The 22,856-nt window shown below is 72.2% G+C and carries 20 protein-coding genes and 3 tRNA genes; 13 read left to right on the forward strand and 10 right to left on the reverse strand.

What is annotated here, in order from left to right:
- Positions 1–33: 33 nt before the first annotated feature.
- The 5 genes from ACFVUH_RS09205 to ACFVUH_RS09225 all read left to right on the forward strand — a co-directional run bounded on the left by ACFVUH_RS09205 (position 34) and on the right by ACFVUH_RS09225 (position 2,692).
- Entirely contained in the window at positions 34–1,428 is a 1,395-nt protein-coding gene (locus ACFVUH_RS09205; protein ID WP_387912131.1) for a class I SAM-dependent methyltransferase, read from the forward strand.
- Positions 1,429–1,444: 16 nt separating this feature from the next.
- Positions 1,445–1,521 (forward strand) — tRNA-Ile (locus ACFVUH_RS09210).
- A gap of 139 nt (positions 1,522–1,660) precedes the next feature.
- A complete protein-coding gene (locus tag ACFVUH_RS09215; protein ID WP_387912133.1) occupies positions 1,661–2,044 on the forward strand; it encodes a DUF6191 domain-containing protein in 384 nt (127 codons plus the stop codon).
- A gap of 256 nt (positions 2,045–2,300) precedes the next feature.
- The gene (locus tag ACFVUH_RS09220) at positions 2,301–2,429 is read left to right on the forward strand and encodes a DLW-39 family protein (RefSeq protein ID WP_014137031.1); all 129 of its coding nucleotides are present in this window, start codon (positions 2,301–2,303) and stop codon (positions 2,427–2,429) included.
- 190 nt (positions 2,430–2,619) lie between these two features.
- A tRNA-Ala gene (locus ACFVUH_RS09225) sits at positions 2,620–2,692 on the forward strand.
- Between the two features lie 72 nt (positions 2,693–2,764).
- Here the strand turns inward: ACFVUH_RS09225 and ACFVUH_RS09230 are convergent.
- Entirely contained in the window at positions 2,765–3,436 is a 672-nt protein-coding gene (locus ACFVUH_RS09230) for a DUF5324 family protein (RefSeq protein ID WP_387912134.1), read from the reverse strand.
- A gap of 298 nt (positions 3,437–3,734) precedes the next feature.
- On the opposite strand from ACFVUH_RS09230, the gene ACFVUH_RS09235 reads away from it, so the two are divergent.
- Positions 3,735–4,646 carry a rhomboid family intramembrane serine protease gene (locus ACFVUH_RS09235; protein ID WP_355362476.1) on the forward strand — a complete coding sequence of 304 codons (912 nt, stop codon included), beginning with the start codon at positions 3,735–3,737 and terminating at the stop codon, positions 4,644–4,646.
- A gap of 363 nt (positions 4,647–5,009) precedes the next feature.
- On the opposite strand, the gene crgA is transcribed toward ACFVUH_RS09235, so the two are convergent.
- Positions 5,010–5,258, reverse strand: coding sequence for a cell division protein CrgA (gene crgA / locus ACFVUH_RS09240; protein ID WP_355362474.1), 249 nt, complete (start codon positions 5,256–5,258; stop codon positions 5,010–5,012).
- 114 nt (positions 5,259–5,372) lie between these two features.
- On the opposite strand from crgA, the gene ACFVUH_RS09245 reads away from it, so the two are divergent.
- The 5 genes from ACFVUH_RS09245 (at position 5,373) to ACFVUH_RS09265 (ending at position 9,371) form a co-directional block, all read left to right on the forward strand.
- A complete protein-coding gene (locus tag ACFVUH_RS09245; RefSeq protein WP_380687380.1) occupies positions 5,373–6,137 on the forward strand; it encodes a DUF881 domain-containing protein in 765 nt (254 codons plus the stop codon).
- 74 nt (positions 6,138–6,211) lie between these two features.
- The gene (locus tag ACFVUH_RS09250; protein WP_355362472.1) at positions 6,212–6,391 is read left to right on the forward strand and encodes a hypothetical protein; all 180 of its coding nucleotides are present in this window, start codon (positions 6,212–6,214) and stop codon (positions 6,389–6,391) included.
- 55 nt (positions 6,392–6,446) lie between these two features.
- Positions 6,447–7,109 (forward strand): aminodeoxychorismate/anthranilate synthase component II, encoded by a 663-nt coding sequence (locus ACFVUH_RS09255; RefSeq protein ID WP_355362470.1) that lies wholly within the window; start codon positions 6,447–6,449, stop codon positions 7,107–7,109.
- A gap of 14 nt (positions 7,110–7,123) precedes the next feature.
- Positions 7,124–8,434 (forward strand): class E sortase, encoded by a 1,311-nt coding sequence (locus tag ACFVUH_RS09260; RefSeq protein ID WP_387912137.1) that lies wholly within the window; start codon positions 7,124–7,126, stop codon positions 8,432–8,434.
- A 52-nt stretch (positions 8,435–8,486) separates the two neighbouring features.
- Positions 8,487–9,371, forward strand: a complete 885-nt coding sequence (locus ACFVUH_RS09265; RefSeq protein ID WP_387912343.1) for a class E sortase — start codon at positions 8,487–8,489, stop codon at positions 9,369–9,371.
- 258 nt (positions 9,372–9,629) lie between these two features.
- Here ACFVUH_RS09265 and pknB read toward each other — a convergent pair whose 3' ends face one another.
- From pknB to ACFVUH_RS09295, 6 genes are all read right to left on the reverse strand, one after another.
- Positions 9,630–11,798, reverse strand: coding sequence for a Stk1 family PASTA domain-containing Ser/Thr kinase (pknB, locus tag ACFVUH_RS09270; protein ID WP_387912139.1), 2,169 nt, complete (start codon positions 11,796–11,798; stop codon positions 9,630–9,632).
- A gap of 261 nt (positions 11,799–12,059) precedes the next feature.
- Complete coding sequence (locus ACFVUH_RS09275; protein ID WP_387912140.1) at positions 12,060–13,517, reverse strand: peptidoglycan D,D-transpeptidase FtsI family protein; 1,458 nt, start codon at positions 13,515–13,517, stop codon at positions 12,060–12,062.
- Positions 13,514–14,935: an FtsW/RodA/SpoVE family cell cycle protein gene (locus ACFVUH_RS09280; RefSeq protein ID WP_387912345.1), complete on the reverse strand. Its 1,422-nt coding sequence runs from the start codon at positions 14,933–14,935 to the stop codon at positions 13,514–13,516. Before ACFVUH_RS09280 ends, ACFVUH_RS09275 begins: the two co-directional genes overlap by 4 nt.
- 112 nt (positions 14,936–15,047) lie before the next feature.
- Entirely contained in the window at positions 15,048–16,694 is a 1,647-nt protein-coding gene (locus ACFVUH_RS09285) for a protein phosphatase 2C domain-containing protein (protein WP_355362462.1), read from the reverse strand.
- Positions 16,695–16,747: 53 nt separating this feature from the next.
- Complete coding sequence (locus tag ACFVUH_RS09290; RefSeq protein WP_355362460.1) at positions 16,748–17,302, reverse strand: FHA domain-containing protein; 555 nt, start codon at positions 17,300–17,302, stop codon at positions 16,748–16,750.
- Positions 17,303–17,315: 13 nt separating this feature from the next.
- Positions 17,316–18,182 carry a DUF3662 and FHA domain-containing protein gene (locus ACFVUH_RS09295; RefSeq protein ID WP_355362458.1) on the reverse strand — a complete coding sequence of 289 codons (867 nt, stop codon included), beginning with the start codon at positions 18,180–18,182 and terminating at the stop codon, positions 17,316–17,318.
- A gap of 417 nt (positions 18,183–18,599) precedes the next feature.
- On the opposite strand from ACFVUH_RS09295, the gene ACFVUH_RS09300 reads away from it, so the two are divergent.
- Positions 18,600–18,683, forward strand: a tRNA-Leu gene (locus ACFVUH_RS09300).
- Positions 18,684–18,784: 101 nt separating this feature from the next.
- On the opposite strand, the gene ACFVUH_RS09305 is transcribed toward ACFVUH_RS09300, so the two are convergent.
- Entirely contained in the window at positions 18,785–19,927 is a 1,143-nt protein-coding gene (locus ACFVUH_RS09305; protein WP_355362456.1) for a histidine kinase, read from the reverse strand.
- A complete protein-coding gene (locus tag ACFVUH_RS09310; protein WP_355362651.1) occupies positions 19,924–20,574 on the reverse strand; it encodes a response regulator transcription factor in 651 nt (216 codons plus the stop codon). The genes ACFVUH_RS09305 and ACFVUH_RS09310 overlap by 4 nt, the downstream gene beginning before the upstream one ends.
- Positions 20,575–20,933: 359 nt before the next feature.
- Here ACFVUH_RS09310 and ACFVUH_RS09315 point away from each other — a divergent pair, with 359 nt between their 5' ends.
- Positions 20,934–22,703 carry a phosphatidylglycerol lysyltransferase domain-containing protein gene (locus ACFVUH_RS09315; RefSeq protein WP_355362649.1) on the forward strand — a complete coding sequence of 590 codons (1,770 nt, stop codon included), beginning with the start codon at positions 20,934–20,936 and terminating at the stop codon, positions 22,701–22,703.
- Positions 22,704–22,856: the final 153 nt, after the last annotated feature.

Genomic DNA, 22,856 nt, shown 5'->3' on the forward strand with positions numbered 1-22,856 from the left:
CTGCTCTCAGGCACGGCAGGACGGAGGCGCGCGATGGCGGAGCTCGCAAGGCGGCTGGTCGAGGCTCTGGACGGACTGCTGGGGGTCCCGGTGCCGCTGCGGGTGCAGGTCTGGGACGGCAGCGTCGCCGGACCGCCCGGCGCGCCCACCGTGGTGCTGCGCAACCGCCGCGCGCTGCGCCGGCTGCTCTGGCAGCCGGGAGAGCTGGGCCTGGTCCGCGCCTTCGTCTCGGGGGACCTGGAGGTCGCCCCGGACACCGATCTGTACGACGTGCTGCGGGCCGTGGCGCATTTCGCCGAGCGCCCGGAGATCCGCACGCTGCGGCTCGGCCCCGGCGACGTGCTGGGCGCCAGGGGCCGCCGGGCGGTGGGCGCGCTGCTGCGGGCCGGCGTGCTCGGGCCCGAGCCGGTGCCGCCGCCGGAGGAGGCCCCGGCGGGCCGCGGGCGGCTGCACAGCCGCGGTCGCGACCGCGCGGCGATTCACCACCACTACGACGTCGGCAACGACTTCTACGGCCTGGTGCTGGGCCCGTCGATGGTCTACTCGTGCGCCTACTGGGAGCCCGGCGCGAAGAGCCTGGAGGCGGCGCAGGAGGCCAAGCTGGACCTCATCTGCCGCAAGCTCGGCCTGCGGCCCGGGATGCGGCTGCTGGACGTCGGCTCGGGCTGGGGCTCGCTGCTGCTGCACGCGGCCCGGCACTACGGGGTGACGGCGGTCGGTGTGTCGATCTCCGAGGAGCAGGTCGCGCTGGCCCGGCGGCGGGTCGAGGAGGCCGGGCTGGCGGACCGGGTGGAGATCCGGCTCCAGGACTACCGGGAGATCCAGGACGGCCCGTTCGACGCGATCTCCAGCGTGGGCATGGCGGAGCACGTCGGCGAGGCCCAGTACCGCGTCTACGCGGAGGGCCTGTACCGGCTGCTGGTGCCCGGCGGCCGGCTGCTCAACCACCAGATCGCCCGCCGCCCCGACCACCCCGGCGAGCGGTACCGCCCCAGCCCGTTCATCAACCGCTACGTCTTCCCGGACGGCGAACTGTCCCCGGTCGGTTCCACCGTCTCCCGGCTGGAGGAGGCCGGCTTCGAGGTGCGCGACGTCGAGTCGCTCCGTGAGCACTACGGGCTGACCCTGCGTGAGTGGGTGGCCAATCTGGAGGCGCACTGGACGGAGGCGGTCGGGCTGGTGGGGCGCGGCCGGGCGCGGGTCTGGCGGCTCTACATGGCGGCCTCCGCGCTGGCCTTCGAGGAGAACCGGATCGGGGTCAATCAGATCCTCGCGGTGCGCACCTCCGTCCAGGGCGCGGCACACTTCCCGGCGACCCGCGCGGAGTGGCTGGCCGCCCGCGGCACCGCCTCCGACCTGCCCGTCCCGGAGGACCCCGCCGTGGGCCCGGCCGCAACGGATTTGGGGGATCGGGGATCGGTCCGCTAATCTTTCAGTGCGGCAAGGGGCTATAGCTCAGACGGTTAGAGCGCTTCCCTGATAAGGAAGAGGCCACAGGTTCAAGTCCTGTTAGCCCCACCACCGCGAAGGGCCCGGAGCATCGCTCCGGGCCCTTCGGCGTTTCCGCCGGATTCCCGGAACCACCGGCGGCGGCCGGGTGTTCTACCGGTGGAGGCCGGGGCCCGCCCCGGCGGTGTCCGACGGTGGAGGCGGTGACCCGATGGGTCTGCTGTTCGCGATGACCATCCCCGGTCTGGTCTGCCTGCTGGTGGCGCTGGCGTTCGTCGACCAGCTGGCGCTCCGGGCGCGCCGGTCGCGCCTGGTGCCGTGGCGGGGGACCGGCCGGGAGGGACAGATCTCGGCGACCGGCTTCGAGCAGCTGCACGCGCAGTTCGCGGCCGGCAAGCAGCACCAGCTCGACGAACGGCAGAGCACCCTGATGCTGCGCGACGAGGAGGACGACGGGGCGCCGCCGCGCACCCGGGTGGACCTGGCGTCCGGGGTGGCGGTGGTGGTGCCGCCGGCGGGTTCCGCGCCCGCTTCCCCGCAGGCTCCACCGCCCGGTTCGCCGCCCGGTTCCCCGGCGGGTGGGCGGGAACGGTGACGGCTCTGCGGAGGCTCTGCGCCGGGCCGACCGTACGACAGGAGGTGTGGCGTCAATCCTCCGGCCGGACGGGTCGGTTGGAGGCAGCGGTCGCTGGTCACGATTGGGACACCGGTGTGTATCATCGGCCGCAAGGGCAGTCCGGCATACCGACCGCCCGTTCGTGCTCGTAACAAACCACGGACTCGTCGGCCCGATCGGAACGATCGGCGCACGGCTGCTGAGTCCGTCAACGCAAGAAGGACGAGGTCCCGCGGTGAAGAAGCTTCTCCTGGTCGCCCTGGTCGCCCTCGGCGGCTTCTTTGTCTACCGTCAGGTCCAGGCGGACCGCGCCGAGCAGGACCTGTGGACCGAGGCCACCGACCCGGTCCCGGCCGGTCGCTGAGGCCCCCGACGATCTGACGATCGACAGTCTTCGGAGGCGCCGCGCGGCGCCTCCCGGGCCGGCCGGCCCGGTCGGGTGACCGGGTCGGCCGGAGGTTCCGGCCCCGCACGGCAGGAGTGCCGGGACCAGGCACCGGATTCGTGCCGGGACCGGGTACGCTAGTGCCCGGCGGTGCGCCCGGTGCCGCCCCGGGGCTTTAGCTCAGTTGGTAGAGCGCTGCCTTTGCAAGGCAGATGTCAGGAGTTCGAGTCTCCTAAGCTCCACAGTTCGGTCCACCACGCGTGGACGGCGATCGGCCGCTGACCTGAATCCTGGTCAGCGGCCGATCCGCGTTCTCAGTGCGGTTCGCGCGGGTCCCGCGGCTCGGAGCGGTCCTCGGTGGGCGTGTCGGCCGCGCCGGGGCCGCCGGCCTCCGGCGAGCCGTTCACCGGGGTGGCCGGGCCGGTGCCGGGGCCCGTGGCGCGGGCGTCGGCCGGGGGCTCCACCAGCCATTCCGGGTTGCTGCGGTGCCGCCACCACTGCCAGGTGGCGATGCCGCTGACGATCGCGATCACCCCCGCCACGGCCAGCCCCGTCGCCCAGCCGCCCCGGCACGACTTGCGGGCGTTGCGGGCCGCGAGATCGCTGATCTCCGCCGAGGTGACGTTGCCCCGCATGGCGGTCAGCGCGGCGGCGCCGCGGGTCTGGGCCTCGAGGGCGACCGGGCCGACGGCCGCGCGGGCCTCCTCGACGGCGTGCACGACCTTGGGGGCGACCGTGGAGCGCGCCCGGCAGGCCGCCCGGGAGGCGGAGTGGCGGGCGGCAAGGGCGGCCTCCTGGGTGCGGTGCAGGGCCTTCAGGGTGTTCTGCTGGGCCTCCGGCGGCAGGCTGGCGAAGGCGTGACCGACCTGGGGGGCGATGTGCCGGTCGTACTGGACGCGGACGGTGTGGGCGGCCTGGGAGGCCTGCTGCCGGGCGTTGTCCGCGATGTTGCCGGCCGTTGCTCGGGCCGAGTCCAAAGGGGTCACGAGTCTCTCCTCCTGGTGGCGTCCTTTGTGCACATATCCACCTGAATGCTGATCATGCATCCGGATTTGTCCGGTGGCATGCCGGAGTGGGCCGGTGGTGGGGTGCGGTGGCCGGGGGCGCGGTGGCTGGGGGGTGCGGTGGCGGGCCGGCCGGTGGTGCGGCGGGCGGCGGTACCGGGCGGGGGCGAATGGGCCGTCCGGTCGGGGGTATGGCCGCAGTAGGCTGGCGGTTCCGGCGGGTCCCCGCCGGGAGCGCGTACGTGTCGTCGCAGCAAGTCGTGGCAGAAGGGGATAGCCGATGCTCCCGGACGAGCCGAGGCCGCCGATCGACCCGACCCCCGGCCCGGCGGGCGGCGGGAACGGGCTGTCCCGCTGTTACCGGCACCCCGAGCAGGAGACCGGCATCGGCTGCTCGCGCTGCGGCCGGCCGATCTGCCCGCAGTGCATGGTGAACGCCTCGGTCGGCTTCCACTGCCCGGACTGCGTCAGCGAGGGAGGCCGCCAGGTCCGGCGGGCGACCACCCGCTTCGGCGGACGCCCGGCCACCGACGGAGCGCTGGTCACCAAGGCGCTGATCGGCATCAACCTGGTGGTCTTCGTCCTCGCCGGCTACGTGCTCACGCCCTGGCTGGCCTTCGACCTCGAACTGCGCAGCTTCGCCCCCGACCACTACTACCCGTTCCCCTCCGGCGTCGCCGAGGGCCCGGGCCAGTGGTACCGGCTGCTGACCGCTGTCTTCCTGCACACCGCGCCCTGGCACATCGCCACCAACATGCTGGTGCTCTGGGTGCTGGGCCCGCAGCTGGAGGCGGCCCTGGGCCGGGTCCGCTTCCTCGCGCTCTACCTGCTCTCCGGGCTGGCCGGCAGTGCCTTCGCCTTCCTGCTGGCCGGCGACGGGATGCGCTCGCTGGGTGCCTCGGGGGCGGTCTTCGGCCTGCTGGGCGCGACCGTGGTGCTCTACCGCCGGGTCCGGGCCCCGCTCGGGCCGATCGTCGCGCTGCTGGTGTTCAACCTGATCGTCACCTTCTCGGTGCAGGGGATCGACTGGCGCGCGCACCTCGGCGGCCTGATCGCCGGGATGCTGACCGCGGCCGGCCTGATGTACGCCCCGCGGGGTCGCCGGGCGGCCGTCCAGGGGCTGACGCTGGCGGGGGTGGCCGGTCTGGTGCTGGCGATGGTGCTCGCCGGGACGGCCGCCTACGGCGGGTGAACCGCCGCCCAGGACCGTCCGCACGGGCGTCCGGTGTCCGCACGGTTGTCCACAGCATGTGCGGGGTTGTGCACAGGCTGTGCGAACGACCGGCCGTGAACGGCTGTTCTACGCGTGTCCTGCTGTGCGGATCCGGCCTTCGAGAGAAGGGCGCGCGGCGGTGTGGAAAGCGCCCCCGGCGCGAGTTATCCACAGGCCCGAGTGACTTTTCCCCAGTGTGGATAACCATGTGGATAAGCGTGGTAATCGGATTACCGAGCGCGGAACCACGGCGGAAGCCCACCGTCCGGGCACACCGGGACGCCGCCCCGGGTCGAGCCGTCCGGGGCGGCGGTGAAGGAGCTCAGGGCAGCAGCCCCGGCGTCACTTCCACTGGGTGGAGACGCCGAAACCCGCCGCGATGAAGCCGAAGCCCACCAGGATGTTCCAGTTCCGCCAGCTCTCCACCGGCCAGCTGCCGCTGGTCACGTAGTAGGTGACGATCCAGATCAGACCGATCAGGAACATCGCCAACATCAGCGGCGCAACCCAGCTGCGGCCCGAACTGATCTTCACCGTCGCCGTGGTCGGCGGGGTGTAGTCGGACTTCTTGCGGAGTCGAGACTTCGGCACGAGGAGCTCTCCTGTCGATGCGCTGTGACCGCGCAGGGGTTCACGGTGGTGTGGCGGCGTCCGTTAGCGTAGTGGTTCGGCGGGTCCGAAGGAGATAAGGGTACGGTGCCTAATTTGTCGATTCCCCCTCGGCCGGCCCGTACCCGCGCCTCCGGCACCCGAATTGTCGGACGTGCCCTGACCTGCGCCGTCTTCGCGCTCGCCGGACTGCTCTTCTACATCAGCGCGCAGACCGCGCGCGGCACCGACCTGCGCACCGACAACTCGCTCCTCAGCCTGTCCGACGTGATACGGCAGCGCAGCGCGCAGAACCAGCAGTCCCAGGCCCAGCTCGCCGAGCTCCAGGAGCGGTCCCAGCAGCTCACCGGCCAGCAGGGCCGCAGCCCGGCCGACGCCGCGCAGCTCACCGCCCTGGAGCAGGCCGCCGCCCTGGACCCGCTCCAGGGCCCCGGCCTCACCGTCACCCTCAACGACGCCCCGCCGAACGCGACCGCGCGCATCCCCGGCGTGCGCGAGCCGGACGTCAACGACCTGGTCATCCACCAGCAGGACATCCAGGCCGTGGTCAACGCGCTCTGGCGCGGCGGCGCCGAGGGCGTCCAGGTGATGGACCAGCGGCTGATCTCCACCAGCGCCGTCCGCTGCGTGGGCAACACCCTGCTGCTCCAGGGCCGGGTCTACTCGCCGCCGTACGTGGTCAGGGCGGTCGGCCGGACCGACGCGCTGCGCGCCGCGGTGGAGGCGGACCCGACGATCCGCAACTACCAGCAGTACGTACAGGCGTACGGACTGGGCTGGAAGGTGCAGGAGAGCGGGGACCTCGCGCTGCCCGGCTACTCGGGAACGGCGGACCTCCGCGCGGCCACCGGCCAGCAGTAGAGCGGCGGGACACGCCTGGCAGCCGGGGCCCGGGGTCTAGTCTTGACCCCAGTCCGCTACGTCGAGGGAGCACCATGTACGGCTGGATCTGGCGTCATCTGCCGGGGAACACCCTGGTCAAGGCCGTCGTCTCGGTGCTCCTCGTGCTGGGGATCGTCTACCTCCTCTTCACGTACGTCTTCCCGTGGGCGGAACCGCTCCTGCCCTTCGGTGACGTCACCGTGGACGGAGACGGCGACGGCGCCGTCGGCTGACCCGGCGGCTCCGCCCCCCGCCCCAGTCCCCGCACCCACCGGAGAACGCGCGCCCATGACCTCCCGGCCGACCCCGCCCCGCATCCTGGTCGTCGACAACTACGACAGCTTCGTCTTCAACCTGGTCCAGTACCTCTACCAGCTCGGCGCCACCTGCGAGGTGGTCCGCAACGACGAGGTGACCGTCGAGCACGCGGTGCGCCGCGACGGCGACGCCGGTTTCGACGGGGTGCTGCTCTCCCCCGGCCCGGGCGCCCCGGAGGAGGCCGGCGTCTGCATCGAGATGGTGCACCACTGCGCGCGGATCGGACTGCCGGTGTTCGGCGTCTGCCTGGGCCTGCAGTCCATCGCGGTGGCCTACGGCGCCGTGGTCGGCCGGGCGCCCGAGCTGCTGCACGGCAAGACCTCGCCGGTCGAGCACGAGGACGGCGGGGTGTTCGCCGGCCTGCCCTCGCCGCTCACCGCGACCCGGTACCACTCGCTGGCGGTCGAGCCCGGCACCGTGCCGGACGAGCTGGTGGTCACCGCGCGCACCGGGAGCGGCGTGATCATGGGGCTGCGCCACCGCGACCTCGCGGTGGAGGGCGTGCAGTTCCACCCGGAGTCGGTGCTCACCGAGGGCGGCCACCGGATGCTCGCCAACTGGCTGGCCGAGTGCGGCGACCCGCAGGCCGTCGACCGGTCCGCCGGGCTCGCCCCGGTGATCGGCCGGGGCTGAGCGGGGTGACCGCGGTGCGTCCGGAGCGACGCCACCAGCCGGAGGCGGACCCGCAGGGCGGCGGCGCGTACCAGGGCGGGCCGTACCCGCAGCAGTACCCCCACCAGGGTCACCAGGACCCCCAGGGGCACCAGGAGCAGTACGGCGGCCACCAGGACCCGTACGGCGGCCGGTACCGCGCGCAGGTGCCGCAGGACCCGTACGGCGGGCAGTACCCGCCGGGGCCGTACCAGCAGGGCCAGTACCAGGGGTACGACCCGTACCAGGAGCAGCAGCTCCGGCAGGGCGGCTTCATCCCCGCCCAGCAGGGCCAGGGCCAGAACCAGGGCTGGACGGGGCCGCAGGACGCCGAGGACGGCTGGGGCGTCTACGAGCAGGCCGCGCCCTCCGTGGCACCCGAACGGGCCGAGGAGACGCTCCGGCTGCACCTGGAGAGCCCCGACACGCCCGGAACGGAACGGGAGGTGCTCGCCGCCGCCGAGACGGTCACCATGGACGCGGTGGCCGCCGAACCGCAGCCGGCCGTTCCCGCCGGCGGGCGGGCCGAGCGCCGACGGGCCGCGCAGGGGCGCGGACGGCGCCGCGCGGGCGTCCGGACCGCGGCCGGGGACCGGCCCCGGCCGAAGGAGTCGGCGGCGGTGGTCTTCGCCCGGTTCCTCGGCGAGCTGTGCATCACCCTCGGCCTGGTGATGCTGCTCTTCGTCTCGTACCAGCTCTGGTGGACCAATGTGCAGGCCGACGCGGCCGCCGACGGGGCCCGCAGCCAGCTGGAGGAGCAGTTCGACGCGGCCGCCCCGGCCCCGGCGGCCGGACAGCCGGCGCCGGATCCGGCCAAACCGGAGACGTTCGAGCCCGGCAAGGGCTTCGCGATCATCCATCTGCCGAAGCTCGGCCAGAAGTTCCCGATCGCCGAGGGCACCGCCAAGGGCGCGGTGCTCGACAAGGGCCTGGTGGGGCACTACACGGGCACCGGCATGCCGGCCGACAAGGCGGGCAACTTCGCGCTGGCCGCGCACCGCAACACCCACGGCGAGCCGTTCCGGCGGATCAACCAGCTCGGCAAGGGCGACAAGATCGTGGTGGAGACCGCGACCGCGTACTTCACCTACGAGGTCACCGGCGGCATCCCGGAGACCCCGCCGTCCAACGTGAGCGTGATCAAGCCGGTGCCGAACGGCGCCGGGTACAGCGGAGCGGGCCGGTACATCACGTTGACCACGTGCACGCCGGAGTTCAGTTCGAAGTACCGGCTGATCGTCTTTGGCAAGATGATCGAGGAACGGCCGCGCACCCAGGGCAAGCCGGCCGCCCTCACGGGAGGCTGACCGCGAGCGGGCCAGTAGCAAGGGGAGAGATGTGACCCAGGAGACCGAAGCGGTGGCCGAGGAGGCCTTTCCGGGGGCCGGGCCGGAGTCCGGGGACGGGCGTGTGCCACGGCGCGGGCGGCGGCGGGCGCTGGCCGTGGTGGGGGTCTTCGGCGAGCTGCTGATCACCCTCGGTCTGGTGCTCGGACTGTTCGTCAGCTACTCGCTCTGGTGGACCGACGTGCTGGCGGACCGTTCCGCCGCCGCGGCCTCCGACCAGCTGCGCGACTCCTGGGCGGCCGGCGGACCGATCGCTCCCCCGTCCGGCGGCTCCGCCACCGCAGCCCCGGGCGACCCCGGCGTTCCCGGTGCCTCGGCCACCCCGGGCGATCCGGCGGCGGGCGGTGCGCAGACGGGAACCGGGGGCGGCTCCGGGTCGGGCGGCTCCGGTGGCTCCGGCGGGTCGACGGGCGCGGGGGTCGGCTTCCTGCACGTCCCCGCGATGGGCCGGAACTACCAGGTGCTGATCCGGATGGGCACCGACACGGACACCCTGGCCGAGGGCGTGGCCGGGGTCTACGAGCAGCCGTACCGCGCGGCGATGCCCTGGGACGCGTCCGGCAACTTCGCGCTGGCCGCCCACCGGGACGGCCACGGGGCGAAGTTCCACAACCTGGACGCGCTCAAGAAGGGTGACCCGATCGTCGTCGAGACCCGGGACAAGTGGTACGTCTACCGGGTCGACAGCACGCTGCCGGAGACCTCCAAGTTCGACACCGGCATCGTCGCCCCGGTGCCCAAGGGCTCGGGCTACACCGAGCCCGGCCGGTACATCACGCTGACCACCTGCACCCCGGTCTACACCTCGCGCTACCGGATGGCGGTGTGGGGGAGCCTGGTGCGGGTGGACGACATGGACGCCAAGCGCACCCCGCCCGCCGAGCTGCGGCGCGGCTGAGGGCCGCTGGGGCCGCCGAGGTCCTTGACCCTCGGAGGGCCCCAGGAAGCCCCAGGAAGCCCCAGGAAGCCCCAGGAAGCCCCAGGAGGCGCCAGGACCCCCCGGAGCCCCCGGAGGAACCCGCCGACACCCGGGAAGGCCCAGGAGGAACGCCCGAGGGCCCGTCGACACCGTCGACGGGCCCTCGCTGCTGTCCCGGAACAACTCACCCGGCCGGTCCCGCCCCGAGGGGCTCAGAACCAGGGGAGCCAGGGTGGCCTAGTTGTTGCCGTTTGGTCCCCCTTTGGTGTTCGAGGGGGTGGGGAGGCCGGGAATCCCGGGGAGGGTGGGTGTGTCGCCTCCTTTGGGCGGATCCACCGGCTTGGTCTGCAGCCCGACCGTGGTGTTCGGGTCCACCTGGGTCCCGGCCGCCGGGTTCGAGGCGATCACCGTGGAGTTCGGGTCCTGCGGGCCCTGGACGACGGTGTACTTCAGGCCCATGCCTTCGAGGGTCTTGATGGCTTCCCTGAGCACGACGTTCTGCAGCGGCGGGACGGAGACCTTCTCCGGCGCCTTGAAGATGGTCAGGGTGATCTTGGTGTTGGCCGGCTGCTTGCCGCCCGCCGGGTTCTGCGAGGCCACCGTGTTGACCTTGGTCGGGTCGTTGGTCTGGGCGGTCTTCGAGGAGTCCACCTGGAAGCCGGCGCTCGTCAGGGCGGCCTCCGCGGCCTCCTTCTGCTGGCCGACCACGCTCGGCACGTTGATCTTGGCCTTGCCCTGCGAGACGGTCAGCTTGACCGGGGCGGTCGGGTCGGCGCCGCCGCCCGCCGGGTCCTGCGCGATGACCTGGTCCAGCGGGGCGTTGTCGTCGTCCTTGTAGTCGGTCGAGACGTTGGCGAAGCCGGCGTCACCGAGCGCCTTGAGGGCCTGGTCCTTGGTCTTGCCGACCACGCTCGGCACGGTGGCCTTGGCCGGGCCGGAGGACAGCTGCACGGTGATCGTGGCGGCCTCGGCCACCTGGGTGCCGGCGGCCGGGTTCTGCGTGCAGACCTGGTCCTTCTTGATGTTGCTGTCCGGGCAGGCGATCTTCTCGCCCTCGGTCACCACCAGCTTGGGACCGGCCTGGACGGCGGCCGTCCTGGCGTCCGCCAGGCTCTTGCCGACCAGGCTGGGCGCCGAGACCGTCGGCGCCTCCTTCTTCTGGTCGCCCTTCTTGTCGCCGAACATCGCCTGGGCGACGAAGAAGGTGCCGACCAGGACCAGCACGGCGGCGACCGCCAGCACGATCCAGGAGGTGTTGCTCTTCTTCGGCGGCTCCTCGGCGCGCCGACCGCTGCGGCCGTAACCGTCGTCGTAGCCGTCGTTGCCGCCGCCCGGGGCGCCGGCGTAGGTCTGGCCGTAGCCGTCGTCGTAGCCGCCGGCCTGCGGCTGGGCGGGGTAGCCGCCCGGGGCGGCCTGCGGCAGGACGGTGGTCGGACCGCCGGGCGCCTGCTGCGGCAGCACGTTGGTCTGGCCGTACGGGTCGTGCTGCTGCGGGTACCCGTTCTGGTCGTAGCCGTACCCGGCGCCCATGCCGTACGCGGCGGCCTGCTGGGCGGCGGCCACCGGCAGGCCGTCGAGGAAGCGCTCGATGTCGTCGCGCATCTCGTCGGCGGTCTGGTAGCGGTAGTCGCGGTCCTTGGCGAGCGCCTTGAGCACGATCGCGTCGACCTCGGGGCGCACCTCGGGGTCGAAGACGGACGGCGGCTGGGGCTCCTCCCGGACGTGCTGGTACGCGACCGCCACGGGGGAGTCGCCGACGAACGGCGGACGGACGGTGAGCAGCTCGTAGAGCAGGCAGCCGGTGGAGTAGAGGTCGGAGCGGGCGTCCACCTGCTCGCCCTTGGCCTGCTCCGGGGAGAGGTACTGGGCGGTGCCGATGACGGCGGAGGTCTGCGTCATCGTCATGCCGGCGTCGCCCATCGCGCGGGCGATGCCGAAGTCCATCACCTTGACGTTGCCCTGCCGGGTCAGCATGACGTTGGCGGGCTTGATGTCGCGGTGCACGATGCCGGCCCGGTGCGAGTACTCCAGGGCCTGCAGGATGCCGATGGTCATCTCCAGCGCGCGCTCCGGCAGCAGCCGGCGGCCGGAGTGCAGCAGCTCGCGCAGGGTGGAGCCCTCGACGTACTCCATCACGATGTACGGGATGGAGATGCCGTCGATGTAGTCCTCGCCGGTGTCGTACACGGCGACGATCGCGGGGTGGTTCAACGACGCCGCCGACTGTGCCTCACGGCGGAAGCGGGCTTGGAACGACGGATCACGGGCCATGTCGGCCCGGAGCGTCTTCACGGCGACGGAGCGGCCGAGCCGGGTGTCATGGCCGAGGTACACCTCGGCCATGCCGCCGCGTCCGAGGACGCCGCCGAGCTCGTACCTGCCGCCGAGGCGACGAGGCTCTTCCATAGATCCGACCCTCTCCCTCACCCGCCGGTGAGGCTGTGACGTAGGTGTCCCCGCACACTCCGTGTGACGCCGTCCGGGCCCCGGGTGGTTCTGCGGTCAGGACCCTCCGGCACCGCGCGGACGGCAACGGGCACACCCGTTGCTGCGGATACGCTACCGGTCCGACCGTGCGGGTCCCGAGTCGGCGGCAGGCCGATACCAGACCGGTATCCGGACAGGGCTGCCGATCGTGACATTTCCCTCACCCCGGGACGCATGCGGTCACTTGCCCAGGACGGCCTGCATCACCGACTTGGCGATCGGCGCGGCGAGCCGGCCGCCGCTGATGCCGTCACGGCTGTTCGAGCCGTCCTCGACGACCACCGCGACCGCGACCGAGCGGCCGTCGGGGGCGTTGGCGTAGGAGGTGAACCAGGCGAACGGCAGGCCCGCGTTGCCCTCGCCGTGCTGGGCGGTGCCGGTCTTGCCGCCGACGGTCAGGCCGGGGATCCTGGCGTTCTTGCCGGTGCCGTTCTCGACCACCGAGACCATGAGGTCCTGGAGCTTCTTCGCGGTCGCCGGGCTGACCGGCTGGGAGAACTGCTTGTCGGTGTGCTTGGAGATGGTGGTCAGCGAGGCGGAGCGCTCCTCGGCGACCAGGTAGGGCTGCATCAGCGTGCCGTTGTTGGCGATCGCCGCGGAGACCATCGCCATCTGCAGCGGGGTGGCCTGGGTGTCGTGCTGGCCGATCGAGTCCTGGGCGGTGCCGTCCGGGGTGGAGTTGGACGGGAAGACGCTCTTCTCCGAGCGGATCGGGGTGTCCACGGTGCTGTTGAAGCCGAACTTCTCGGCCTGCACCCGCATCTTGTCCTTGCCCAGGTCGGCGCCCATCTTGGCGAACACCGTGTTGCAGGACTGGTCCATGCCGGACTTGATGGTGGCGTTGCCGCACTTCTCCTGGTCGGACTCGTTCTTCAGCACGAAGTTGGTGCCCGGCAGGGTGTACGGGTCCGGCGTCTGGGTCTGGTCGTCGATGTTCTGGTACAGGCCGTTCTCGAACGCCGCCGCCGCGGTGACCAGCTTGAAGGTCGAGCCGGGCGGGTAGGTCTCGCGCAGCGCCCGGTTGAGCATCGGCTTGTTGGGGTCGGCGTTGAGGTCGGTCCAGGCCTTCTCGTCCGACTTCTCGTTGCCGGCGAAGCTGGCCGGGTCGTAGGACGGCGTGGAGACCAGGGCGAGGATCGCGCCGGTCTTCGGGTCGAGCGCGACGACCGCGCCCTTCTTGTTGCCGAGCCCGTCGAAGGCGGCCTTCTGGGCCTTGGAGTTGATCGTGGTGACGACGTCGCCGCCGCGCTTCTGCTCGCCGGTCAGCATGTCCAGGGTGTTGCGGAAGAACAGCCGGTCGTCGCTGCCGGAGAGGATGCCGTCCTCCAGCTGCTCCAGCTGGTTGGCGCCGTAGGCCTGCGAGGAGTAGCCGGTGACCGGGGCGTACATCAGGGGGTCGGTCCAGGAGCGCTTGTACTTGTAGCGCAGGCCGTTCACGAAGGTGGACTGGGTGATCGGCTGGCCGTCGACGACGATGTTGCCGCGCGGGTAGGCGTAGCGGTCGTAGTCCTGGCGCTTGTTGTGCTTGTTGCTCGCCCAGGCATCGGCCTGCACGCCCTGGATCCAGTTGGTGCGCACCATGAGGGCCAGGACCAGCACGAGGCAGAAGATCGAGACCCGGCGGATCGGCTTGTTCACGAGGCGTTGCCCCCTTGGATCTCGGGTGTCGGGGTGGGTTCCACCCCGGGGCGGCGGGCGTTGTCGCTGATCTTCAGCAGGATCGCGACCAGCGCCCAGTTGGCGACCACCGAGGAGCCGCCCTGGGCGAGGAAGGGCATGGTCATACCGGTCAGCGGGATCAGTCCGGTGACACCGCCGGCGACCACGAAGACCTGCAGCGCCATCGCCGAGGAGAGGCCGACGGCGAGGAGTTTGCCGAACGGGTCGCGGGCGGCGACCGCGGTGCGCAGGCCGCGCTGGATCAGCAGGGCGTACAGCATGAAGATCGCCATCATGCCGGTGAGGCCCAGTTCCTCGCCGAAGGAGCCGAGGATGAAGTCGCTCTTGGCGGCGAAGCCGATCAGCCAGGACCGGCCCTGGCCGAGCCCGGTGCCGGTCGCCCCGCCGGAGCCGAAGGCCATCAGCGCCTGGCCGATCTGCTCGGTGGCGTACGCGGGGTGGTTGGGCTCGAAGGCCGCCATCGGGTTGAGCCAGGCGTCGATGCGGGTCTTCACGTGGCTGGTGGTGGAGGCCACCATGACCGCGCCGCCGACCGACATCAGCAGGCCGAAGACGATCCAGCTGGTCCGCTCGGTGGCGACGTAGAGCATCACCACGAAGAGGCCGAAGTACAGGAAGGACGAGCCGAGGTCGTTCTCGAAGATCAGGATCAGCAGGCTGAGCAGCCAGATCACGATGATCGGGCCGAGGTCGCGCCCGCGCGGCAGGTACAGGCCCATGAAGCGGCGGCTGGCCAGTGCCAGGGCGTCCCGCTTGACCATCAGGTAGCCGGCGAAGAACACGGTCAGGATGATCTTGGCGAACTCACCGGGCTGGATCGAGAAGGAGCCCATCCGGATCCAGATCTTGGCGCCGAAGTCCTCCCTGCGCTCCGGGAAGAACGCCGGGGCGGCGAGCAGCACCAGGGCGACCGCCATCGAGATGTAGGTGTAGCGCTGGAGGACCCGGTGGTCCTTCAGGAAGACCATCACCACGATGAAGAACGCGATGCCCAGGCCCGACCACATCAGCTGGTTGGCGGCGGCCGGGAAGTTGCTGCGCAGCAGCGGCCCGGCCTTGTCGAGCCGCCAGATCATCACCACGCCGAGCCCGTTCAGCAGGGTGGCAATGGGCAGCATCAGCGGGTCCGCGTAGGGCGCGAACCTGCGCATCAGCAGGTGGGCGATCAGCGCGAGCGCGCCCATGCCCAGGCCGTAGCCGAGCATGCCGGCCGGCAGCTTCCCGTCCATCGCCAGGCCCACGTTGGCGTACGCCAGGACGGGCAGCGCCACCGCGAAGGCGAGCATCGCCAGCTCGGTGTTGCGCCGGTTCGGCGTCGCCTGTGGCGAGATGGTGGTGTTGCGGCGGCGCCGAGAGGACGCGCGGTCGGCCGGCACGCCGGTGTCCCGGCGATCGGCGCCGCTGCTCACATCGGATGTACTCACGTTTTAGCCGCTCCCTGACGGCCGGCTGGCCCGCGCCGGGCGGGCCTATGTCGGGTCGCGTCCATCACGGCTTCGGGCAGGAGTCGGCGCGCTGCCGCTCCTCGTCGGTCAGGCCGGGCAGGTCGCCCTGCGGTGCGGCCGGGGCGGCGGCGTTCTGACTGGGGACGGCGGCCGGGGTGGTGGCGCTCGGGGTCGGGGTCGGTGTGGGGACGCCGGCGGCCGGGGCGCGGCCGGTGGCGGCCGGGGTGGGCGTGGTGGCCGTCACGAACCCGGCGTGCGTCGCCACCGTCCCGGCGGCCTGCTGCTGGCCGGGCACCGGGGCGGTGCCCTGGGCGGGCGGGTTGGCGGCGGCGGCCCGGACGTCGGCGACCTTCCGGCAGAACGCGGCCTGCTCGCCCAGCTTCTTCACCTTGTCGTCGGCGTCGCCGAGGCTGGTCGCCGAGATGGTGTTGGTGACGTGGGTGCGCTGGTCCTGCGGGAGGAACTTGAGTTCGATGTCCTTGTACGGGGTGTGCACCGAGGACAGGCTCAGCCCGGCCAGGCTCTGGTTGACGCCCTGGTAGACGGCGATGTGGTCGCCCTCGGCGCCGACGTAGTACTGGCTCTGGGTCCACTGGTAGCCGAAGAAGCCGCCCGCGCCGAGCAGGCCCACGGTGACCAGGCCGACCAGCGAGAAGGTCAGCGCCCGGCTCCTGCGCTTCTTCCGGGGCGGCTCGTCGTCGAAGTCCTCGGTCCCGTGGACCGCGGGCTCGCCGCCGTCCGGGTAGCCATCGGCCGGGCCGAAGCCGCCCTGGCCGTCGGGGTGGCCGGCGCCGTAGCCCTCGGCGGGGCCGAAGGCACCCTGCGGGCCGCGGCCGAGTCCGGCGGCGCGGCCGGCCGGGGTGTCCGCGATCGAGCGGTCGGCGGCGGTCGAGGACGGCGGGGTCTCGGCGACCGCGCCGACCACCACCGGCACGTCGTTGAACTGGCCGCTCAGGGTGTCCGTGGCACCGACGTCGAGCACGTCCGCCACGATGCAGGTGATGTTGTCCGGGCCGCCGCCGCGCAGCGCGAGCTGGATCAGCTCCTGCACGGTCTGCTCGGGCGAGTAGAAGCTGCCCAGGGTGTCCTGGAGGGTCTGGTGGCTGACCGGGCCGGAGAGGCCGTCGGAGCAGATCAGGTAGCGGTCGCCGGCCCGGACCTCGCGGATCGACAGGTCGGGCTCGACCTGGCCGCGGCCGTCCAGGGCGCGCATCAGCAGCGAGCGCTGCGGGTGGGTCTCGGCCTCCTCGGGCGTGATCCGGCCCTCGTCGACCAGCCGCTGCACCCAGGTGTGGTCCTGGGTGATCTGCGCCAGCGCGCCGTCCCGCAGCAGGTAGGCGCGGGAGTCGCCGACGTGCACCAGGCCCATCCGCCGGCCGGTCCAGAGCATCGCGGTGAGGGTGCAGCCCATGCCTTCGAGCTGCGGGTCCTCCTCGACCATCTGGCGGAGCCGGTCGTTGGCGCCCTGGACCGCGTCGCCGAGCAGGGTCAGCAGGTCGGCGCCGGGCACGTCCTCGTCCAGCCGGACGATCGAGCCGAGCACCTCGGAGGACGCGACCTCGCCGGCCGCCGCGCCGCCCATGCCGTCGGCCACGGCCAGCAGCCGCGGGCCGGCATAGCCGGAGTCCTCGTTCCCCTCCCGGATCAGTCCCTTGTGGGAGCCGGCGGCGAAGCGCAGCACCAGGGTCATGCGACCTGTGCCCCCCTCTGGGTCATGGACGGGATGCTGTCCCTCATGCGCTACTACTTCCGCAGTTCGATGACGGTCCTGCCGATACGGATCGGCATGCCCGGCTGGAGCGGGGTCGGCGCGGTCAGGCGCTGACGGTCCAGATAGGTGCCGTTGGTGGAGCCTAGATCCTCCACCGTCCACTGCCCAGTCTGGTCGGGATAGATCCTGGCATGCCGGGAGGACGCGTAGTCGTCGTCCAGCACGATGGTGGAGTCGTGGGCGCGGCCCAGCGTGATGGTCTGGCCCTGCAGCGCGACCGTGGTGCCGGCCAGCGAGCCCTGGACCACGACGAGCTGCGTCGGGGCGCCGCGGCGGCGCCCGCCGCCCTGGGTCGGCGGACCGCCGGGGGCCGGCTGGCCCTGCGGGGCGCGCCCGGCGGCCGCGGCCGCTCCGGCCGCTCCGGCGGTGGTCGCCGCAGTGGCGCCACCGTTGCTCCGGCGGGAGGCCCGCGGGTTCACCCGGGTCCCGAACAGGTCGCTGCGGATCACCTGGACCGCGACGATCACGAACAGCCACAGCACGGCCAGGAAACCCAGCCGCATGACCGTGAGGGTCAGTTCTGACATAACCGCGCCCGCTCTACCCTTCGACCTGTCGGTAGACGATGGTGGTGGAGCCCACGACGATTCGAGAGCCGTCGCGGAGCGTAGCGCGCTGGGTGTGCTGCCCGTCCACCACGATGCCGTTCGTGGACCCCAGGTCCAGCACCATCGCGGGCGTGCCGGGGCGGATCTCGGCGTGCTTGCGGGAGACCCCGGGGTCGTCGATGCGGACGTCCGCCTCGGTGGAGCGGCCGAGCACGCAGGCATTGCCGGTGATCTGGTGGCGGGCGCCGTTGACCTCGATCCAGCGGCGGACCGAGGTGCCGTGGCCGGCGCCCGGGAACGGGCGCACATTGCCGCCGGCCGGTGCGGGCGGGCCGGGGGGCATGGCCGGGGGCGCGGTGGGCGGCGGGGGCGCGCCGTACGGCGCGGCGCCGGGCTGCTGCCACGGTGCGCCGGGGGCCTGGGCGGCCGGCGGGCGGCCGTAGCCGGGCTGGGTCGGCTGCGCCGGGGCCTGCTGCTGCGGCTCCTCGGCGGCGAGGGTGCGGCTGCGCACCCGGTACAGGCCGGTGTCGAGGTCGTCGGCCTTCTCCAGGTTCACCTGGAGCGGGCCCATGAAGCTGTAGCGCTGGGCCTCGGCGTACTCGCGGACCATGCCGGCGAGCTCGTTGCCCAGCTGTCCGGAGTAGGGGCTCAGCCGTTCGTGGTCGTGCGGGCTGAGCTCGACGATGAAGTCGTTGGGCACGACGGTGCGGTCGCGGTTCCAGATGCTCGCGTTGTTGTCGCACTCACGCTGCAGAGCGCCGGCGATCTCCACGGGCTGGACCTCGGACTTGAACACCTTGGCGAAGGTGCCGTTGACGAGACCCTCGAGTCGCTGCTCGAACTTCTTCAGCACTCCCATGGGGCACCCCCTTCCAGGGTTCGTTCGCCTGCCTGCCGACCGGTTCCTGGGGATCCGGTCATGCCTACTTGCGGTACTTCCGTACTGATCGTATCCACGCCGGGGCCATCCGTACGGTTCCCGGACCACGTGGTGCCCGGGGGTGGGCTCGGACACACAGGGTGACGCATCCGGGCGGCAACATGCCAGGGCCACCCGTCCGGCGCGGGGCCGCCACCTGTCGCTCGCCTGTGCGCCGGGCATCCGTTCGGATGCGCTCGGGCCCCCGGGGAACGGATTCGGAGGTGACCCGCAGGTCGTGCTACTGTTTTCCATGTCGGAAGGGGCGCCCACCGGGCGGCCCGATCGAAGAACCGCGAAGGCCACATGGTACCGAGCGGAGCGGCTGATCGACCGACAAGCGGTGAAAACACCCATGCGCGGGTGGCGGAATAGGCAGACGCGCTGGATTCAGGTTCCAGTGCCCGAAAGGGCGTGGGGGTTCAACTCCCCCCTCGCGCACAGCGAAGCCCCGCAGATCTTCGGATCTGCGGGGCTTTTTTGTTCCCTCCTGCCCTCCACCGCCCCCGCTGCCCCGGGGCCGGTCCTCCCGCCCGGTCGGGTCAGGAGGAGGGGGCCGGAAGGTCCGCGCGGACCTCGAAGCCGCCGTCCGCGGTCGGACCGGCGGTGAGCGAACCGCCGAGCAACTGGGCGCGCTCGCGCAGGCCGACCAGGCCGTGGCCGCCGCCCGGCAGGATCTGTGCGGGGCGCACCGGCGGCGCGTCGTTGCGCACCTCGACCCGCAGCCGCCGCCCGCGGGCCCGGATCCTGACGTGCACCGCGGCCTCGGGCGCGTACTTGGTGATGTTGGTCAGCGCCTCCTGCACGGTGCGGTAGGCGGCCCGCTCGACCGCTTCCGGCCAGGGGCGGTCGCCCGGGACGAGCTCGGCGTCCGCGGCCAGCCCGCTCTCCTCGATCAGCCGGGGCAGGTCGGCCAGCCTGGGCTGCGGGGCCAGCGGGGTGTCCATCCGCGGACCGCCCGCCCGCAGCACCCCGACCATCTGGCGCAGCTCCTCCAGGGTGCGCACGGACAGTTCGCGGATGGTCCGGGCGGCGCCGACGGCTGCCTGGTCCGGGGTGGAGACCTGCAGCGCGCCGGCCTGGATGCTGATCAGGCTGACCTGGTGCGAGACCACGTCGTGCATCTCCCGGGCGAGTCGGCCGCGCTCCTCGCTGAGCACCCGCTCGGCGAGCAGCCGGCTCTCCCGCTCCTGGCCGCGGGTCAGCTCGTCCAGCCGGGAGGCCAGCTCGCGCCTCGTCCGGGCGAGCAGACCGGTGGCGGCCGGGCCGGCCGCCAGCATCACGGACTGGATGGCGTACAGCGCGGTGTCCCGGCTGATCGTGAAGTTCTGCTCGGAGACCGGCCAGTGGAAGAACTCGACCAGGGCGAACAGGGTGGCGCACGGCACCACCACCCGGGGCCGGGGGCGTTCCGCGGCCACCGTGTAGACGGCGGTGATCGGGGCGAGCCAGATGTCGTCGAAGTAGCTGCCGGGCATGGTCAGCAGCAGTACCGCGACCGGGAAGCGCCGCCGCCACGGCAGGACGACGGCGGCCAGCACCGACAGCAGGGTCTGCCACGGCGGGGCGTCCCGGGCCACCAGGGCGGCGTCCACCAGCGAGTAGAGGGCGGGCAGCAGGAGCATCAGCCAGGGGGCGGTGAACCCGGGCAGGAGGCGTCGGGCGGCGGTGGCCTCGCCGCTCATGCCCCGTCGCTCGGCTTCGGGCGGACCAGCCCGGCCCGGTGGGCGATCACGGCCGCCTGGACCCGGTTGGCGGCGCCGAGCTTGCCGAGGATCGCGCTGATGTGGTCCTTCACGGTGCCGGTGCCCAGGAACAGCCGGTCGGCGATCTCGGCGTTGGACAGGCCCTCGCCCAGCAGCGCCAGCACGTCCAGCTCCCGGCCGGTCAGCGTGCGGGCCAGGGTGGCGGCCTCGGCGTCCGGTCCGCCGCCGTCCACGTAGCCGCCGATCACGGTGCGGGTCACGGTCGGGGAGAGGATGTTGCCGCCCGCCGCGAGCACCCGGACGGCGTGCACCAGCTGCTCCGGGGCGGTGTCCTTGAGCAGGAAGCCGGACGCGCCGGCCCGCAGCGCGGTGCCGATGTACTCCTCGGTGTCGAAGGTGGTGAGCATCGCCACGGCCGGCGGGTCGGGCAGCGCCCGCAGCCGGCGGAGCACCGAGATGCCGTCCAGGTCGGGCATCCGGATGTCGAGCAGCACCACGTGCGGACGCAGCCGCCGGACGTGCTCCTCGGTCTGCGCGCCGGAGCAGTCGCCGACCACCTCCAGGTCGGGAGCGGAACCGACGATGAGGCCCAGCCCGGACCGGACCAGGATCTCGTCGTCCACGATCAGCACGCGGGTGGTGGTGATGGTCCCTCCTCGGTTCGGCGGCCGGGCCGGGGCCGGTCCGCATGACTGGAATCGAGGGTAGGGCCTGACCGGCGGCTTCGCCGGGCCCCGGGGCCCGGCGACCCCCGCCGAACGGCGGGGGTGTGAATCGGCTACCTGGTTCACGCGATTCTCACGCTGAGTGGGGAACCATGGAATTGGCTGCCGCTCAGTCGGCCTGCGGCCGAGGTGGGCGTCCAGCCGGGCCGTGTGCGGATGCGACCCACCACCTGATCGTTTGGAATTGAGCTGTGTCGTCCACTGTGAAGCCGGAGCCGTCCACCTCCCCCACCGGGTCCGGGTCCGTCCCCGGCGCCGTGATGGCGCGCTGGCGCCCGCGGGCCGCCTCGGCGACGGTCTGGTACCTGCGGCTGATCGCCCTGCTGAACCTCGTCACGGTGCTGCTGGAGCCGTTCCGCGACCAGGTCGAGACGCACAACGAGGGTGAGTACTTCACCCCCTACCTGATGACCGCGGGCCTGAGCAGCGCGGTGCTGTCGATCTTCCTGGCGATCGCCATGCGGCGCCGCAAGCGGGCCGCCTGGATCTTCAACCTCGCCCTGGCCGGGCTCTTCGCCCTGCTCTACCTGATCGCCATGTCGCTGCCCGGCGAAGGCTTCGACCGGCACCCGCTGAACTATGTCTCCACCGTTCTGACCTGCGGCTTCGTGCTGGCGCTGCTGGTCGGCCGGAAGGAGTTCACCTCCAAGGGCGACCGCTCCAACCCGAAGACCGCCGCCGCCACCTTCGTGGCCGGCCTGGGCTTCGGCGGTGTGGTCGGCGCCGCGCTGGTCGCGCTGACCAACAATCTGCCGGCCGCGGGCTTCTGGGACATGTTCCGCTACTCGGTCGGCCGGATGATCACCATCACCCCCTCCGAGCACCTGCGCTCCGTGATCGACGCGCCGACCTGGGTGAACGCGGTCATCAACGCGATGGGCGCGGTGCTCTTCCTGCTCGTCCTCTACGTGGCCTTCCGCAGCCCGCGCGGCACCGAGCTGCTCAGTGCGGAGGACGAGCAGCGGCTGCGGGTGCTGCTGGACAAGCAGGGCGAGCGGGACTCGCTCGGCTACTTCGCGCTGCGCCGGGACAAGGCGGTGATCTTCTCGCCGAGCGGCAAGGCGGCGATCGCCTACCGGGTGGTCGGCGGCGTCACGCTGGCCTCCGGCGACCCGATCGGCGACCCGGAGGCCTGGCCGGGCGCGATCGACGCCTGGCTGGCCGAGGCCCGCGAGCACGCCTGGGCGCCGGCCGTGATGGGCGCCTCCGAGGAGGCCGGTGTGATCTACGCCCGGCACGGCCTGGACGCGCTGGAGCTGGGCGACGAGGCGATCGTCGAACTCGACGAGTTCTCGCTGGACGGCCGGGCGATGCGGGTGGTCCGCCAGGCCTACAACCGGGTCAAGCGGGCCGGGTACACGGTGCGGATCCGCCGCCACGAGGAGATCCCCGAGAGCGAGATGGCCGACCTGGTCGCCAAGGCCGACCAGTGGCGCGACGGCGCGACCGAGCGCGGCTTCTCGATGGCGCTGGGCCGGCTCGGCGACCCGGGCGACGGGCGCTGCGTGATGCTGGAGTGCCACGACGCCGACGGCGAGCTGAAGGCCCTGCTCAGCTTCGTGCCGTGGGGTACGGACGGGCTCTCGCTGGACCTCATGCGCCGGGCCAGGGACACCGAGAACGGCCTGATGGAGTTCATGGTGATCGAACTCCTGCAGCGCGCCCGCGAGGTGAATCTGGCCAGGGTGTCCCTGAACTTCGCAATGTTCCGTTCCGTTTTCGAGCGCGGCTCGAAGCTCGGTGCCGGGCCGGTGCTGCGGCTCTGGCGTTCCGTTCTGGGCTTCTTCTCGCGCTGGTGGCAGATCGAATCGCTCTACCGGGCCAACGCCAAGTACCGGCCGATCTGGGAGCCGCGTTATCTGCTCTTCGAGAAGAGCAGCGAGATTCCGCGGATCGGCATCGCCAGCGCCCGGGCCGAGGGCTTCATCACCGCACCGAGCCTGCCCGCGCTGTTCCGTCGCCGACACCAGGGGCCGCCCGCCGTCGGGGCGCCCCGCGTGCCGGTGGCGGCACGGGGCGGGAAGGGGTAGACCCTCCGCCGGGGGGCGGAGGGGGCCGGTCGCCCGGATGGGGGGATTTCGGGGTGGCTCCTCCCCCCTGAGGATGACGGGGATCGGCACAAATGCCGATGTGGATTCGTTTAGCGGCTTCTAATGTGGGAGTAGTCGGGAAGGCGCTCGCGC

Source organism: Kitasatospora sp. NPDC058032 (assembly GCF_042885845.1).
Lineage (GTDB): Bacteria > Actinomycetota > Actinomycetes > Streptomycetales > Streptomycetaceae > Kitasatospora.

What these genes read in the sequence shown, in the direction of transcription:
- ACFVUH_RS09205 (WP_387912131.1), top strand. Translation starts at nt 34, where the DNA reads ATGGCGGAGCTCGCAAGGCGGCTGGTCGAGGCTCTGGACGGACTGCTG.
- ACFVUH_RS09215 (WP_387912133.1), top strand. Translation starts at nt 1,661, where the DNA reads ATGGGTCTGCTGTTCGCGATGACCATCCCCGGTCTGGTCTGCCTGCTG.
- ACFVUH_RS09235 (WP_355362476.1), top strand. Translation starts at nt 3,735, where the DNA reads ATGCTCCCGGACGAGCCGAGGCCGCCGATCGACCCGACCCCCGGCCCG.
- ACFVUH_RS09250 (WP_355362472.1), top strand. Translation starts at nt 6,212, where the DNA reads ATGTACGGCTGGATCTGGCGTCATCTGCCGGGGAACACCCTGGTCAAG.
- ACFVUH_RS09255 (WP_355362470.1), top strand. Translation starts at nt 6,447, where the DNA reads ATGACCTCCCGGCCGACCCCGCCCCGCATCCTGGTCGTCGACAACTAC.
- pknB (WP_387912139.1), bottom strand. Translation starts at nt 11,798, where the DNA reads ATGGAAGAGCCTCGTCGCCTCGGCGGCAGGTACGAGCTCGGCGGCGTC.
- ACFVUH_RS09285 (WP_355362462.1), bottom strand. Translation starts at nt 16,694, where the DNA reads ATGACCCTGGTGCTGCGCTTCGCCGCCGGCTCCCACAAGGGACTGATC.
- ACFVUH_RS09290 (WP_355362460.1), bottom strand. Translation starts at nt 17,302, where the DNA reads ATGTCAGAACTGACCCTCACGGTCATGCGGCTGGGTTTCCTGGCCGTG.
- ACFVUH_RS09295 (WP_355362458.1), bottom strand. Translation starts at nt 18,182, where the DNA reads ATGGGAGTGCTGAAGAAGTTCGAGCAGCGACTCGAGGGTCTCGTCAAC.
- ACFVUH_RS09305 (WP_355362456.1), bottom strand. Translation starts at nt 19,927, where the DNA reads ATGAGCGGCGAGGCCACCGCCGCCCGACGCCTCCTGCCCGGGTTCACC.
- ACFVUH_RS09315 (WP_355362649.1), top strand. Translation starts at nt 20,934, where the DNA reads ATGGCGCGCTGGCGCCCGCGGGCCGCCTCGGCGACGGTCTGGTACCTG.